The organism is Sphingobium sp. B1D7B (genome assembly GCF_025961965.1).
In the GTDB taxonomy this organism is placed as follows: domain Bacteria; phylum Pseudomonadota; class Alphaproteobacteria; order Sphingomonadales; family Sphingomonadaceae; genus Sphingobium.
Genome location: NZ_JAOQOR010000001.1, coordinates 353,460 through 370,516 on the forward strand (window position 1 = coordinate 353,460; position 17,057 = coordinate 370,516).

A 17,057-nucleotide genomic window follows, 5' to 3' on the forward strand; every position below is an offset into this window, starting at 1 on the left:
ACCTCAGGCTGCGAGAACGGTCGTGGTGACCGCGTTGTCGATCAACAACTGAACCGCAGCCCCGTTGTAGTTGTACAAGCTGTAGCTGACACCGCCGTCGGTATAGTCCTGGCCGCTGTCTACCCACAGGCCGGCCCCGACCAGTTGCACCGAGTCTCCAGCATCGCCGTCGATCATCAACTGCTGTTTCCCAGTCGCGCCGGTGATGGATTGGAACGCGTTGAACGCGCTTTCGTCCGTATCATGCAGGTTGAGCACATCGGTCAGGTTCAGCTTCAGGGTATTGTTGCTCGCACCGGTGATGTCGATCTTCTCGATGCCCTTGATCACACCGTCCTTCAGGGTGGTGAGGTTGAGGGTGATGATGTCCGTTCCCTCCAGCGCCAGCGTGTCGATACCCTGACCGCCCCGGATACTGGAACCGGACTGGCCGAGTTTCACCACATTGTCGGCATTGAGTACGATCCGGTCATTGCCACTACCCCCATAGATCGTATCGATGCCGCCCTTGCCCAAGAGCACGTCGTTGCCCTGACCGCCGATCAGCGAGTCATTGATCGAGGTGCCGGTGAGCGTATCGGCACCGCTCGTGCCCATCTGGCTGACCTTGGTGGTTGAGAAGACACCCGAGGTCGAGCCGTAGACCACGAACGCAGCACCATTGTCGGTCAGGCCATTCACATCCGCATTGCTGCTGCCGATGATCAGGTCGGCCAGGCCGTCGCCGTTGAGGTCGCTGGCGGCCACCGCCCCGAAGGTGAGCGTCCCGGCCTGATTGCCCTCAACGATGAAGCCCTGGGTATTGCCAGCCACGCCGAGCGCGGAAAGATCCACCCCGCTACCGTCAGACTTGCCGAAGACGACATAGACCTTGCCGGCATCGTTCCCCAAGCCTGTATCCGCCTGCCATGACCCAATCGCCATGTCAGCCAAGCCATCGCCGTTGATGTCGCCAAGCACCGTGACCCTGTTATGGAAATCGTTGGCGCTGGATCCGTTGATGACGAAGCCGAGGGTATTGGTGGCCTGGGAGAGCGCGCTCAGGTTGATGCCCTGCCCCCCGGTTTTGCCGTAGATCACATAGGTCTTGCCGGCGTCGTTACCGGCGGGCGCATCCGCGAGACGGGCCGTCACCACGAGATCCATGAGACCGTCGCCATTGATGTCGCCATTGCCGGCGATCGACCATGCAGCATTGTCATTGGCAACCGACCCGCTGATTGCGAAGCCGAGCGTATTGGTTGCTGCGGTCAGAGCCGTCACATTGAGCGGCGTTCCGCTCGTGCCAGTCCGCCCGAACACCACATAGGCCGCACCGGCATCGGTGCCGTTGGCGTCCACCCAAGGCGAACCGATCAGGAAGTCAGCGAGACCGTCTCCGTTCACGTCGCCAAGCGCGGTCGTATTAAGGCCCATTTGGTCGTTGGCACTTGACCCATCAATTGCAAAACCGAGTGTGTTGGTCGCCACTGTCAGCGCCGACAGATTGATGCTGCTATTATTTGCGCGTCCATACACCACATAGACCCGGCCCTGACTGCTCGTGCTGCCTGTGTTCGCGCCTACCAGCAGATCGGCATAGCCATCGCCGTTGATGTCGCCAGCGGCGGACACGGAGAAGCCGGCTTGTTCGTTCGCCGTACCGCCCAGCAATTGGAAGCCTGCCGATACCGCAGTGGACAGGCTCGACAATGCGACCGTCGCCCCACTGGTCTTGCCATAGACGACATAGGCGGCCCCGGCAATCGTACCAACATTATCGACACCCGTGGCACCGACGATCAGATCGCCCAGACCGTCGCCGTTCACGTCGCCCGCGCTCACCGCATTGGCGAGATAATCGCTCGCCGACGACGCCAGGATAGCGAAGCCCGCCGTTCCAGTTGCGACATTGTAAATGCTGTCGATCACGCTGCCGTAGATGTTGTTGGGTCCGCCAAAGACGACATAGGATTTCGAGGCGGTCTGGTTAGCTCCGCCGACCGAAACCACGAAGTCGGCATAGTCGTCTCCGTTCACATCACCCGCAGCGCTGACCGATGCAGCGAAGGACTCGGTGCCGCTGGAACCGGCGATCATATAGCCCAGCGAGTTGCTGGCCTGCATGATCGCGCTCGCCTGGATGACGGGCGTCACGGTGAAGCTGTTGGCGCTCGGCGAGGAGAGATTGCCCAACGCGTCGACCGCATAGGCCTTGTACGTCCCGCTGGCCAAGCCGAGCAGGCTGAGGTTGGTGTTGGTATCGGCAGTCGTAATGGAGACCGAGTTCCAGTATTTGCTGTCCTTGCCGGTGATATCCGCCAGCGTGGTGACCGTGGGAATAGCCGTGGTGTTCACCAGATAGAGCGTGCCCACTTCGGTCGAGCGGACGACGGCCACGTCCGTGCCGGTTCCGCTGATGCTCGTGTCCGCAAAGCTCGGCGCAGGGGCAGCATTATCCTGCACCGTCACGGTGACCTGATTGTCCACCAGCAACTGCACCGCAGCCCCGGCATAGTTGTAGACGCTGTAGCTGCGGGTGCCGTCCTGCACGTCCACACCGCTGTCGAGCCAGCTACCGACGAGCTGCAGGGCATCGCCGCTGTTACCGTCGACCATCATCTGCTGCTTGCCGACCTTGCCGGTGAGCGCCTCGAACTCGTTGAACGCGCTCTCCTCCGGATCGTGCAGGTTGAGCACGTCCGTGAGGTTCAGCTTGAGCGTATTGTTGCCCGAGCCAGTGAGGTCGATCTTCTCGATGCCCTTGACGAAGGCATCCTTCAGCGTGGTGAGATCGAGCGTGATGCCCGCTCCGTCCAGTGCCAGCGTGTCGGTACCGAGGCCGCCCTGGATGCTCGCGCCGGATTGGCCGAGCTTGGCAACGTTATCCGCGTTGATGATGATCCGGTCATTGCCCGCACCGCCATACAGCACGTCCGCGCCGCCATTGCCGCGCAACACGTCGTTGCCGGCGGCGCCAACCAGCGAATCGTTGCCGGACGTACCAATCAGCGTGTCGGCTCCGCTGGTGCCCATCTGGCTGACCTTGGCAGCGTTGGAAAATACGCCCGAGGTCGAGCCGTAGATCACGAAGACGCCGCCGCCATCCGTGTAATTATAGTCCACATAGTTGGAGCCAATCATCAGATCGACGAGGCCATCGCCGTTGATGTCGCCCGCAGACACAGCTCTGCCAAGATAGGCATTGGCCTGGCCGGATTGGTGAATGGCGAAACCCTGCGTATTACCCGCCATAGACAGGGCGGACAGGTCTACGGCGTTGCTGTCTGTCTTGCCGAAGATCACATAGGCCTTGCCGGCATCGCCACCGCCATTCGCATCGGAAGATACCGAGCCCACCAGCAGATCAGCCAGGCCGTCACCATTCATGTCGCCGATCACCGACACGCTGCTGGCATAATCGGAGGTGCCGGAGCCGTTGATTACGAAGCCCTGCGTGTTGCCGCCACCTGACAGCGCACTCACATTGATGCCGGCACCGTCTGTCTTGCCGAAGACCACGTAGAATTTGCCCGCGTCAACAGCAGTCCCGTTGTCGGCATACTGGGCGGCGACCACCACGTCGGACAGACCGTCACCATTGATGTCACCGGAACCGGAAATGGTGAAGCCGGCCTGGTCATTCGCACTCGACCCGCTGATCATGAAGCCTCGGCTGTTGGTCGCGGCCGTTAGTGCAGAGACATTCAGACTGGCGCCATTGATGCCGGTCTGACCGAACACGACATAGGCCGCACCAGAGTTACTGCCAGGGGTGTCGGCAGCGTAAGCTGAAACGATGAAATCGCTCAGACCGTCGCCGTTCACGTCTCCGGCGTCGCTGACGGCATATCCCAACTGGTCACTGGTACTGGACCCCTCGACCATGAAGCCGAGCGTATTGCTCGCTGCGGTGAGCGCGGACAAGTCGATGGTGGTGTTGTTGGAGCGACCGTAAACGACATAGGCTCGCCCGGCCTCGTTGGCCGAACCGACATCCTGATAATAGGCTCCAACCAGAAAATCGGCATAGCCATCACCGTTAATGTCACCGGCGACGGAAACAGCGTAACCTGCCCGTCCGTCGGTGTTGCTGCCCAAGAGCACGAAACCGTTCGATTTTGTTGCGCCGACCCCACTAGGGAGAGCGCCCAGATCGACGTAAGTGCCGCCGGTCTTGCCATAGACGATATAAGCGGCGCCGGCCAAGTCATTGCCGTTGTCGCGACCATAAGCACCGATCAACAGATCGTTGAGACCGTCGCCATTGACGTCACCAGCACTGGACACGGAGTGGCCCGAATACTCATACCATTGAGAGCCGCTTATGTAGAAGCCCAGCGTGTTGTTGCTGGCAGTGAGGGCGTTGACATTATACGCGCCGTTCAAATTGGTCGGACCGCCGAAGATAACATAGGAACGGGAAACATAAGTGCTGTTTGCAGTAGGCCCTACAACGAAGTCACCATAACCATCACCATTGATGTCGCCGATGTAGTCGACCGACTGCCCCACCAATTCAGCGCTGGTTGAGCCGTAAAATGCGAAACCGACGGAAGCGGAAGCTTGGTTCAGAGCGCTCGCCTCAACAACGGCGTTCACAGTGTAGGTGGTAGAGCTGACCGCAGAAATATTGCCGGCCGCATCGACGGAATATGCCTGGTATGTTCCACTAGCCAAACCAAGTAGGTTCATGGTCGTATTGCTGTTCGCGGTGGTGATAGCGACCGAGTTCCAATACTTGCCATCGACAGTGGTGATATCCTCCAGTTTCGTCACCGTCGGGATCATCGTGGTATTGACGAGATAGACGGTGCCCAGCTCCGAGGACCGAACGGTCGTAGTGGTGGTGTTCGCGCTATTACCGGTAGTGAGTGTGACAGTCGGATTGATGGTGTCGAGCAAGAACGCGCCAGTTGCACTCGTCAACGAAATGTTGCCCACTGCGTCCGTCGCTACGGCCGTCACGTTAACATTGCCATTGCCAAGCGTTGTGAGCTGGGACGCATCCAGCGTGACCGCCTGCGCCGAACCGGTGCCAATGACCGTGCGCGTCACCGTACCCAGCGTGCCCGTGAAGGTCACGGCGACCACAGATCCGGCCTCGGCCGTCACTGTCGCAGCACCCGTGCTCGCCAGCGCCTCGGCTGTCGACGCACCCCCGGTAAACGAGGCCGGCAAGCCGATGACCGGCGCGGTCGGCGCGACGGTATCGAGCAGGAAGGTCAGCGGATCGCCCGTGGTGATGTTGCCTGCAGCATCCGTCACCTGCGCCGAGACGAGCACGTCGCCATTGCCCAACGCGGTGAGATCGGCAGCAGTCAGCACGATCGGCTTGGCCGTGCCGTCGGCGGCAACCGTCTTGGTCACAGAGCCGCTGTTGCCGATGAACACGGCCTGGATGGTGCCGCCATTTTCTCCCGTCACTGTGATTACACCGCCTGCGGCGGTCGCCTCCCCAGAGGAGGCGCCATCTGCAACCCCCGCTCCGAGCGCGATGACAGGCGCGGCGGGCGCCACCCGATCGAGCGTGAACTGACGGGTCGCCGAAGCCACGGATGCGTTGCCGGCAGGATCCCGCGCCACCGCCGAGAAGGTGATGGCACCGTCCGCAAAGGCAGCCACGTCGGTCGCCGTGAGAACGACATCCTGCGCCACGCCCGTGCCCACCAGCGTCTTGGTGATTTCCACTGTACCCTGGACGAACGTCACGGTGACGGTCGCCCCCTGTTCGGCCGTGACCGTCGCGACCGTGCCGACCGCAAGCTCCGCGTTCTTCGATGCCGTGCCAGAGAGCAGCAGCGTGGGGCCGGTCGGCGCCACGGTATCGATGGTGAACGTGCTGGTGGCGGCGGCCGACTGGTTGCCGACCGCGTCCGTCACGAAGCTGGAGACCGATACCGCGCCATTGCCCAGCTTCACCAGATCGTTCGCGGTCAGCGACACCGTCTGTGTGAGGCCGTTGCCGGTGAACGTCTTGGTGACGCTGTTGGCCCCGGCGGTGAAAACGACCGCGACCAGCGCATTGGCCTCCGCCGTCACCTTGACCACACCGGTACTCGCAAGCGCCTCGAGGGCGGTAGCGCCACCGGCAATGCCGTCCGAGAGGGTCATGGTCGGCGTCGCCGGTGGCGTCCGATCGAGCACGAAGCTGCTGGCCGTTTCGGCCGACTCGTTGCCCGCCGGATCCTTCGCCTGCGCGGTGACGGCAATCGTGCCATCACCCAGCGCCTGCAGATCAGCCGTGGTCAGCACAACAGCCTGAGGCGAGCCAGTCGCCGTCAGCGTCTTCACGATGCTGTTCGAGCCGTTCGAGAACACCACCGAGATGCTGGAGCCGATTTCGCCGGTCACGCTAATCACGCCGCTGGCCGCCGTGGCTTCCGCCGCTGAGGCGATGTCGGCGACGCCCGTGCCCAGCGTGATCGTGGGTGCACCCGGCGCTGCACGGTCCAGCGTGAACTGGACACCCGAGGCAATGGATGAGGCGTTGCCTGCCGGGTCAGTCGCCACCGCCGTGATGGCCACAGTGCCATCGCCCAGGGCGACCACTTCAGCCGCCGAGAGCGCGACGCTTTGTGCGGTCCCAGTTCCGGTGAGGGTCTTCACGACCGTATTGCTGCCACGCGCGAAGGTGACCTTCACCACGGCGCCGGCTTCCGCCGTCACCGTCACCACGCCCGAAGGGGCGGCGGCGCCGGTGGACGACTTGGTGGCATCACCCAGCAAGGCAAGGGTGGGCGATGTCGGCGCGACCATATCCAGCGTGAAGCTGGCGGTCACCGGCGTCGAGGCGTTGCCCACCGCATCCTTGGTTACGGCGGAGACCGAAATCGTGCCATTGCCCAGCAAGGTGAGATCCGATGCCGAGAGCGTCACCGGGTTCGGACCACTTGCGGCCACGATCGACTTTTGCACGGTCGCGCTGCCGTTGGTGAACGTCACCGTGACGGTCGTGCCGACTTCCGCCGTCACCACGACGGCGCCGGTCGCAGCTCTGGCTTCCGCCAGCGTGGCGCCATCGCTCATGCCCGCACCCAAAGCCAGCGTGGGCGGAACCGGCGCGATGCTGTCCAGCGTGAAGCTGCTGGTGCTTGCGGGCGATGTGTTCCCGGCGGCGTCCTTGGCGCTGGCACTGATGGCAATCGTGCCATCTCCCAGCGTCGCAAGATCAGCGGCGCTCAGCACCACGGCCTGCGCCGATCCCGTGCCGGTCAGCGCCTTGGTGACGCTCTTGCTGCCATTGGTGAAGGTCACTGTGATGGCGGCGCCGGCTTCCGACTGCACCGTGATGACGCCGGTGGCCGCCGTGGCTTCCGCCGCCGAGGCGATGTCGGCCACGCCGGTGCCCAGCACGATGACAGGCGCATTCGGCGCGACATCGTCGATGGTGAAGCTGGTGGTGGCAGCGGTCGAGAGATTGCCGACCGAGTCCTGTACCTGCACGGACACATTCACCGTGCCGTTACCCAGAGCAGACGCGTCAGCAGCCGAGAGAAGGACCGTCTGCGCCACGCCGGTGCCGACCAGCGTCTTCGTGATCGTGCCGGCCGTGCTGGTGAACTTGATCGTTGCCGTGGCGCCCGGTTCCGTGGTGACCTTGACGACACCCCCGGCCCCGGTTGCCTGCGCCGTCGTTTTGGCGGGCGAGCCCACCAGCGCGAGGACGGACGGGTTGGGCGGCGTCATGTCGAGCAGGAAGGTGCGGCTGGCTTCGGCGGATTCATTGCCAACCGCGTCCGTGGCGACCGCCGACACCGAGATCGTGCCATTGCCCAGCACCGTCAGATCCGCCTGCGTCAGCGTGACGGCCTGGGTGAGGCCGGTGGCGACCACATTCTTCACAAGGCTGTTGGAGCCGTTGACGAAGGTCACGGTGACCAGCGAGCCAGCATCGGCCATGACGGTCGCGACGCCCGTTTCGGCGAGCGCCTCGGACATGGATGCACCGTCGGCAATGGCCGCAGCCAGCGTGAGCGTGGGCGCATTCGGCGCGACCCGATCCAGCGTGAACTGCACCGAACCGCCGCCGGCGGAGACGTTGCCTGCCGTGTCGGTCGCGGTTGCCGCGACGTAGATGGAGCCGTCGCCCAGTGTCGCCAGATCGGTCGTGCTCAGCGTCACGATCTGCGGGGCACCGGTGCCGGTCATGGTCTTGGTCACGACATTGGCGCCATTGGTGAACGTCACGGTCACAGCCGAGCCGAGTTCGGCCGAAACCGTCACGGCCCCCGCCGAGCTGCTTGCTGCCGCCGCGGACTTCTCCGTAGAGCCAACCACCGTCAGCGTCGGATTGTTGGGCGGGGTCATGTCGAGCGTGAAGGTCCGGCTCGTCGCCGCCGAGTCATTGCCGACCGTGTCACGGGCCACTGCGGACACCGAGATGGTGCCATTGCCGAGCGTCGCCAGATTGGCGGCGGTCAGCGTGACAGCCTGGGCCGAGCCCGTGCCGGTCAGCGTCTTGGTGACGCTGTTCACGCCATTGGTGAAGGTCACGGTGACGGCAGCGCCAGTTTCCGCCGTGACGGTCACCACGCCCGTGGCGGCCTTGGCCTCGGCGAGCGTCGCGCCATTGGAGACGCCGGCGCCGAGCGCCAGCACCGGCGCCGTGGGCGGCGTCCGATCCAGCACGAAGCTTGCCGGTGTGGCTGCGGCGGAGGTGTTGCCGGCCACATCCTTGGCAATGGCGGAGACGGAGATCGTTCCGTCGCCGAGCGCTGCCAGATCGCTGGCCGTCAGGACCACAGCCTTTGCCGTGCCAGCGCCGGTGACCGTCTTGGTCACGGTATTGCCGCTGCGGGTGAAGGTGACAGTCACCGTCGCGCCGTCCTCCGCCGCGACGGTTACGACGCCCGTGCTCGCCGTGGCTTCCGCCAGCGAGGCGGTATCCGCCACGCCTGCACCCAGCGCGATGACGGGGGCAGCAGGCGGCGTGTTGTCGATGACGAAGGTCGCATTGCCGGACTGCGAGATGTTCCCCACCGCGTCGATCGCGGTGACGGACACGGCAATGGTGCCGCTGCCGAGCGATGCCACGTCACCGGCCGTCAGCACAACGGATTGCGCCGCTCCCGTGCCGGTCAGCGTCTTGGCCACGCTGTTGATGCCATTGGTGAACGTCACCGTGACAGCCGAGCCATTCTCCGCCGTCACCTGAGCGACGCCGAGCACATTGGCAGCCTGGGTGCTGGTCTTGGCCGAAGCGCCGATCAGCGAGACCAGCGGAGCCGCCGGGGCAACCGTGTCCAGCGTGAAGCTGGACGTGGCGGCCGTCGAGGCGTTGCCCGCCTCGTCGCGGGCCAGGGCACTGACCGAGATCGTGCCGCTGCCCAGCGTCGCCAGGTCATTTTCGGTCAGGACCACCGCCTGCGCCGCGCCCGTGGCCGCCACTTCCTTGACGATCTGGTTGCTGCCATTCTTGAACGTGACGCTCACCGTCAGCCCGGCCGTGGCCGTGACCAGAGCCACACCCCCCTGCGAGGAGGCTTCCGCTGCCGACGCACCGTCCGCGATGCCGGTGCCGAGCGCCAGGGTCGGCGCACTGGGCGCCACCCGATCCAGCGCGAACTCGAGCGGCGTGCCCACCGGCGAGGCATTGCCTGCCGCGTCCGTCGCCGTGGCGGTCACAGAGATAGCGCCATCACCCAGCGTGGTGAGATCAGCGGCGGTGAGTGTCACCGCCTGGACCGCACCCGTGGCGACCAGTTGCTTCGAGACTGTCCCTAGGGACCCGGCGAAGGTGACCGTGATGGCCGACCCGCCTTCCGCACGCACGGTCACCACACCGGTGCTCGCAAGCGCTTCGGCCTGCGTCGCACCGCCGGCAACGCCGGCGCCAAGGGCGAGAGTTGGCGAAAGGGGCGCCTGCCGGTCCAGCGTGAAGCTGGAGGTCGCCGGCGTGGAGACATTCCCGCTGGCATCGCTGGCGACGGCGGACACGGCCACGGCGCCGTCACCGATCGTCTGCAGTTCCAGCGCGGTGAGGACAATCGTCTTAGGCGCGCCATCGCTGACCAGCGTTCTGGTCACGCTGCCGACAGACCCGCTGAAGGTCACCGAGACGACGGCGCCGGGCTCAGCGGAGAGTGTGAGAATGCCGGTCGGGGCCGTCGCTTCCGCTTCCGTCGCGCCGTTCGCAGCAGCGGTGGCCAACGTCAGCGTGGGCGCTTCCGGCGCGCCGGCGTCGAGATTGAATGTCAGGCTTTCGAGCGAGGACTGATTGCCCGCTAGATCAGTGACGACCATCGAGACCTGGACGACGCCGTCACCCAAGGCCGCGATCTGGGCTGCCGTCAGCGTCACGGCCTGAGCCGTGCCGGTGCCGATCAGATTGACCGTTTCCGTGCGGCCCGAATAACCGTTGAACGTCACCTTGATCGCCGCGCCGTTTTCGGCAGCGGCGAGCACGACGCCGTCGACCGAGAGCGCGTCAGCCGAAGACTTGGTGCTGCCACCAACCAGCGTGAGGCCCGCAACCGGAACGGCCGTGTCGAGAATGAAGGCCGCCTGGGCCGGATCGGATTGGTTGCCGGCGACATCCGTGGCGACAGCCGTCACCTGGACCTGCCCGTCACCCAGCCGCGCCATGTCGCCGGCCGTGAGACGGATCACCTGCGAGGCGCCGTTGGCCGTGATAGCCTTCACAACCTCATTGCTGCCATGGGTGAAGGTGAGCGTGACGATGGTGCCGGTATCGGCCTTCACCAGCACGGCGCCGGCGCTGGCCTCGGCCGAGGTCGCACCGCCATTTTCCACGCCCACGCCGAGCGTGAGCAGCGGCGCCGCGGGCGGCACCGCATCCAGACTGAAGTCCAGCGTCGCCGGTGCCGAAGCGTTGCCGGCCACGTCCAGCGCAAGCGCGGTCACGAGGATGGGGCCATCGCCCAGCGTCACGAGATCGCCGGACGTCATCGCGATGATGTCCTCACCGCCGCTCGCTGCGGCAATGACCTTGACGACCGTGCCGCTCACGCCGGTGAAGACGAGGCGGACGCCGAGGCCTGCTGCGGCTGTCACCGTCAGCACGCCGTCGGTCGACAGGGCGTCGGCCAGGGACTTGGTCTCGCTCCCCACGATTTGCAGCAGCGGCGAGTCAGGCAGCGCCGTCATCAGGGTGAAACTGGCCGTGCCATTCAGCGAGGTGTTGCCGGCTGCATCGCTGGCCACGGCCGTGACCGCCACCGGACCATCGCCGATCTGGGCCAGTTCGGCAGCCGAGAGGAGAACCGCCTTCGGGGCACCGGTGCCGGTCATCGTCTTTTCCACGACGCCGTCGGCGCCGGTGAAGGTCACCACCACGGTGGCCCCGGCTTCCGCAGTGACGCGCACGATGCCGCCGCTCGATGTGCCTTCATCCACCGAGGCGCCATCGGCGACGCCCGCGCCCAGCGTGACCGTCGGGGCGGCAGGCGGCGCTGTGTCGACCGTCAGGCTCATCATCGACGCGGCGGAGAACTTGCCGCTTACGGCATTGAACTGCCGGACAGCCAGCAGGGTCGCCCCGTCCAGCTTGCCGATGTCGTAACTCCAGCTTTCGCCGCCATCGAGGCTGTATTGCAGCGCGGTGTCGCTCTCCTGGCCACCGACGACCAGGCTTGCGTCATAGGTCACGCCATCCGTGTTCGAGACGCCGGTATCATTGCCGAGCGAGAGGGACAGCGACGTCAGGGTGATCGAGGGATCGAGCGTGAACTCCTCCAGCGTGGCCGGCGAGATGTTGCCGGCCACGTCGGTCTGGCGCACCATTACCGAATTGGGGCCCGGATTGGCCGTAAAGCTCTTGCTCCAGGTCGCGCCACCATCCACGCTGAACTCGATCAGCGCACCCGGCTCCTGCCCGGTGATGCTGAGGATTCCGGTATATTCATTGCCTTCGACGACGAGCGCATCGGGCAGACCCGTGTCCAGAACGAAGCTGAGCGCGGATGCTGCCGACACATTGCCGGCGCCATCCTTGGCCGTGGCCGAAACGGCGACAGTGCCGTTGCCGAGCGTGATCAGCTCGGCCTGCGTCAGGCTGACCGCGACCGCCGAGCCCGTGCCCTGCACGAGCTTGGTCACCGTCCCGCTGGTGCCGTTGAACACCAGCCGCACGCTGGTGCCGACATCCGCCGTCACCGCCATGGCGCCCTCGGTGCCCGTCGCCTCCGCCGCTGTCTTCTGCGCATCGCCGATCAGGTCGAGAAGCGGTTCGCTGGGGGCCGTGGTGTCGAGCGTGAATGCGCTCGTCGCGACAACCGACGCATTGCCGGATGCATCGGTCGCGATAGCGGAGACCGCCACCTCGCCATCACCCAGAATGGCGAGATCCGCAGCATCGAGAACGACCGCCTGCGCGGCGCCGATCCCGGATACGGTCTTCACCACGCTCCCCTGCGCGGTCGCGAAGGTCACCGCGACGGACGTGCCGAGTTCGGCCGCCACCTGCACGGCGCCGCCGGAATAGAGCGCTTCCGCAGCGGTCGCGCCGTTCGCGACATTCGCAGCGACGGTGATCGCGGGCGCCTCCGGCGCGACCGTATCGAGCGTGAACACCAGCAGCACGGGCGGAGAGAGGTCCGCACCGTTCACCTGGCGAACGTGGACATGGTTGAGCCCTTCCACCGCCGTAAAGGCGCTGGTCCAGCTCTGCCCCCCGTCGATGCTGTACTCCACCGTGGCGCCCGCGCTCACGCCGGAAACCTGAAGGCTGCCATTGCTGGTCAGCCCGTCAATGGCCGAAAGGCCGCTATCCTGCGCCAGCCCGACCGACAGCGCGGGCAGCGCCGTCGCCAGATTGAAGCTCAGCGACTGCGGCGCCGAAGCATTGCCCGCAGCGTCCACCTCGCGCACTTGAACGGCATTGGTGCCCGCCCGCGCCGCGAAGCTCTGGCTCCAGCTCTGCCCGCCATCGATGCTGTATTCGATGGTCGATCCGGCTTCCTGACCGGTGATCGCGATAATCCCGCTCTGCGCATCCGCGCTGGCGACCATCGCGCTGGGCGCGACGGTATCGAGCGTGAAGGCAACCGGCGTCGCCGCCGAGACATTGCCGGCAGCATCCGTCGCCGTGACCGACACGGCAATCTGGCCATCGCCCAGCGTCGCAAGATCTTCCGCCGTCAGGACGACAGCCTGCGCCGTCCCGTCAGCGCTCAATTGCTTGGTGATGCTGCTGGTGCCATTGGTGAAGGTCACCGCCACGCTGGATCCGGCCTCGGCAGTCACGAGGACCACGCCGTTGGCCGACGTGGCTTCCGCCGCCGTCGCGCCCGTGCCGACGCCCGTGCCCAGAGCCAGCACCGGTGCGCCCGGCGCCTCCCCGTCAATGGTGAAGCTGAGGTCGCTCTGCGCGGACACATTGCCGGCGGCATCGGTGACCTGCACGGAGACCTGCACCGGGCCATCGCCCAGCTCGGCCAGATCGGCGGCGCTGAGGGTGATCGCCTGCGCGGCGCCTGTGCCGGTGACGGTCCGCACGATCACGCCGTTCGCGCTGCGGAATTCGATCTGCACGGTGGCTTGGTTTTCAGCCGTCAGCGAGAACACGCCATCCGCAGAGAGCGCCGCGTCGACGCCCTTCACCGCATTCCCGACAAGGTTGAGCGTCGCGGCATCCGGGGCGCCGGTATCGACGCGGATATTGGGCGCTTGAATCGCGGGTGACGTCAGCACGACGGGCAAGCCGCCCTCGCCCTTGAAATCGTCGGTCGTGGCAGTGCCGAGCGCGAGACTGTCCGCTTTGAGCGTGATGCCGTCGCCATCATAGAGATTGCCGGCCAGCGCGGCGGTGAACTCCAGCCCGCGCACGCCAGCCGCCGTTGCGCTGGTGCCGGTTGCCGTCAGCAGCACTTCCTGCCCGCCGATCAACGCCACGACCGTGACGGTCTTGCCTTGGGCCAGCACGACCGGCTGGGAGAAATTGAGCGTGAGGCTGAGCGTATCGCCAACCTTGAACCAACTCGGCGCGGCCGGCTGGGCGATGGACTGGATCGCCACGTTGAGGCCGGGTGTCACCGTGGCGGGATCGTTGCCGGACAGGTCGGCGAGGGCGACGGTGGCATTGGCTTTGACAGCCGTGCCCGCCACCTGCGAGCGCACCGCGCCATCGGCGAAGACGAGCAGATCGTTCAGCGTGTTGCCCGCTGCCGACACCGTCACGGTCTCGACGTTATCGCCCACCGTGCGGGTGAGCGTCATACGCGAGCCGCTCACCGTCTTGGTGTAATCGCTCCACCGGCCGCGGAAATAGATGACGTCCGTACCGCCACCCAGCGCCGATGCATCGATGGTCGTCCCATCTGCCACATAGACGACATCAACACCGTTGTTACCGAGAATCTGGAAAGTCACGCCCGGCTTGGAGAGGGAAATGGTTTCACCGTTGGCATCGAAGGACACGACCTTGACGGTGGCGGACAGGTCCGCGCCCGGCGCCGCAGCGCCGGTCGGCGCAGTCGAGGTCTCGCCGGACGGCACCGGGAGCGGGTCGCCTTTCGACACATAATTGTACAGCGCGTTGGTCGCGACCGTGCCGTCCGCGAAAATCAGCGCGTCGGGCGTCGTGGCCGAGTTGGCACTGGCGAGATTGACCGTCTCGACCTTACCTTCGACCGTACGCGACAGGGTCAGCGTCGCACCGGTCCGCGTTACCGTATAATCCGCCAGCGATCCTTCAAAATAGATGCGGTCCGCGCCCGCACCTGTGCTCAGCGAATAGGTCGCGCCGGGACGGATGAAGATGGCGTCCACAAAAGAGGAGCCCAGAAACTGAATTTCCTGCCCATCCAGAGACAACGTTCCGTAATTCAGCTCGAAATCGATGAAGTTGCCACCATTGGTGGTGTTCATGATGATATATTTCGACGTGATTGCCATGACCTTTGACTCCGGAAGAGAATTTCAAAAAAATTCTGCTAGAAAATGTTCTCGAGGAAACGCGTTAAGGCGGGCCAGATTTCGATCTGGCCCGGCATGATTTAACCGCCTACAAAAAGAGCTGTTTGTGACTGTAGGAAAGCCTGCGCAGCGGCCGGCGAATCTTGCCACTCGCCACCGATATCGAGATCGATCCAGGCCTGACTACTGTTTGGGAATGGCGCAGTTGCGCTGTAGGTGCCGAAGTCGACGCGCGTGTCATTCGGGTTGGCGGCATCGCCGCTTCCGAACGAGGTGCTTGCCAGATCCCACCCACTCGTTCCGTTGTGCTGATTGTCCAGATAGACGAGATCGTCAGCGCCAAAATTGGTCGCGCGGACCCAGAAGTCCCAGGTACCCACCACGCTCGAATCGTCCCTGTCCGTCACAATCAGCGCATAACCATCCGCGGCAAGGCTACCGATCGACGTGGCAGCCGAGACCGCCGTGTTGCCAATACCATCGAGGCCGACCCATTTGTGGCCTGCGGTCAGAGAGCCATCCGCCACCATGGTCTGCGAAGCCGCAGCGCCGGTAACGAGCGCGGCTCCGGTGCCGCTGGTGTTGGGCGTGACGGTCGAGAAGGTCGCGCCGCTGAGCAAGGCCGCATTACCGAGACCCGAGGTCGCGCTAACGAGAAGGCCCGCATCGATCTCGACATGATAATTGTTCGAGAAATCGAGATCATATTTGGGATTGATGATCAGCTTGTCGCCCGAAATGGTGAGGACATCCGCAACGGCGACGGTCGCACCGTTCCAGGTCGCCGAGACCTCGCCGTCGACGACGGTGACGACCAATGTTTGCGTGTTGTCGATCGCTTCACCCAACGAGCCGGAATATCCCGCCTTAGCGGACGTGTTGGCATCGTTGACGATCTTGATCTCATAAACGCCGTCGACAGCGGTCAGAGCGATGTCCTCGCTCGAGGTGAAGACGAGGTCGGACCGCACATCAAGGTTGGTCACGCCATCGACATTGGTCGAAAGGAGCGGCACAGGATGCGCTTCGATCGTGAAGTCGTCGGATGCCGACAGGCTCCCATCCGAGGCTGTGACGCGAACGGTGATCGGACTGGCCAGTGCCGGCGCGGACGTGGACGAGAAGGTGCCGGTCGCGCCATCGAAGCTCAGCCAGGACGGCAATGCGGAGAGATTGCCCTGCGCATCGACCAGTTGCGCCGTGTAGGTCAGCGCATCGCCATCCGGGTCCGTGAAACTTCCGGCCGCGATGCTGTAAGTGAACGCCTGCCCCTCGACCGTCATCTGATCCACCAGTGCCTCGGCAAGCACCGGCGCCTCGTTGAGACCGGGCGTGATCGTCGCTGCATCGTAGCCGGAGATGGCCGCGATCGCGACGTTGGCGTCCGCCTTCACAGCCGTGCCGGCAACCTGTGAGCGCACGGCGCCGTCAGCAAAGACGAGAAGATCGTTGAGCGCATTGCCGGCGGCCGAGACGACAACTGTTTCGAGCTGACCGCCAACAGTCCGGGTCAAGGTCATCTTCGAGCCCGAGACCACCTTGGTGTAATCGGCCCAGTGACCACGCATGTAGACAATATCGGTGCTGTTTCCGAGCGCCGAGGCATCGACCGTCGCACCATCAGAGACGTAAACGACATCGACGCCGGCATTGCCCAGCACCTGAAATTTCATGCCCGGTTTGGACAGCGCAATCGTCTCGCCGGTCCCGTCGAAAGACACGACCTTGACCGTCGCGGACAGGACTGCCGCCGGCGCGGCCGGTCCGCTCGGCGCAACAGATGTCTCGCCGGACGGCACCGGCAACGGGTCACCCTTCGAGACATGATTGTACACCGCATTGGCCGCCACGCTGCCATCCGAGAACACCAGCACATCAGGGGTCGTCGCGGAGTTAGCGCCGGCGAGACTGACCGTCTCCACTTTGCCCTGAGCCGTCCGCGTCAGCGTGAGCGTCGCGCCAGATCTGGTGAGCGTGTAGTCGGCCAGTGCCCCTTCAAAATATATGCGATCTGCGCCCGCACCCATGCTGAGGGAATAAGTCGCGCCCGGTCGGACGAAGACGGCATCGACCAGAGCCGAACCGAGAAACTGCATCTCCTGCCCGTCCAGCGAAAGCGTACCGTAATTCAGGCCGAAGTCGATAATGTTGGAATTGTCGGCAGCAGTGCTCATAATGATATATTTTGAAGTCGTGGCCAT

At 64.5% G+C, this 17,057-nt stretch carries 2 protein-coding genes; both read right to left on the reverse strand.

Annotated elements, in window-relative coordinates; translation table 11 throughout:
* Positions 1-3: 3 nt before the first annotated feature.
* A complete protein-coding gene (locus M2336_RS01690; RefSeq protein ID WP_264592514.1) occupies positions 4-14,835 on the reverse strand; it encodes an Ig-like domain-containing protein in 14,832 nt (4,943 codons plus the stop codon).
* Between the two features lie 101 nt (positions 14,836-14,936).
* A complete protein-coding gene (locus M2336_RS01695; RefSeq protein WP_264573731.1) occupies positions 14,937-17,057 on the reverse strand; it encodes a putative Ig domain-containing protein in 2,121 nt (706 codons plus the stop codon).

Bases quoted from the DNA above. Each gene is read 5' to 3' on its own strand.
- M2336_RS01690 (WP_264592514.1), bottom strand. From the start codon at position 14,835: ATGGCAATCACGTCGAAATATATCATCATGAACACCACCAATGGTGGC.
- M2336_RS01695 (WP_264573731.1), bottom strand. From the start codon at position 17,057: ATGGCCACGACTTCAAAATATATCATTATGAGCACTGCTGCCGACAAT.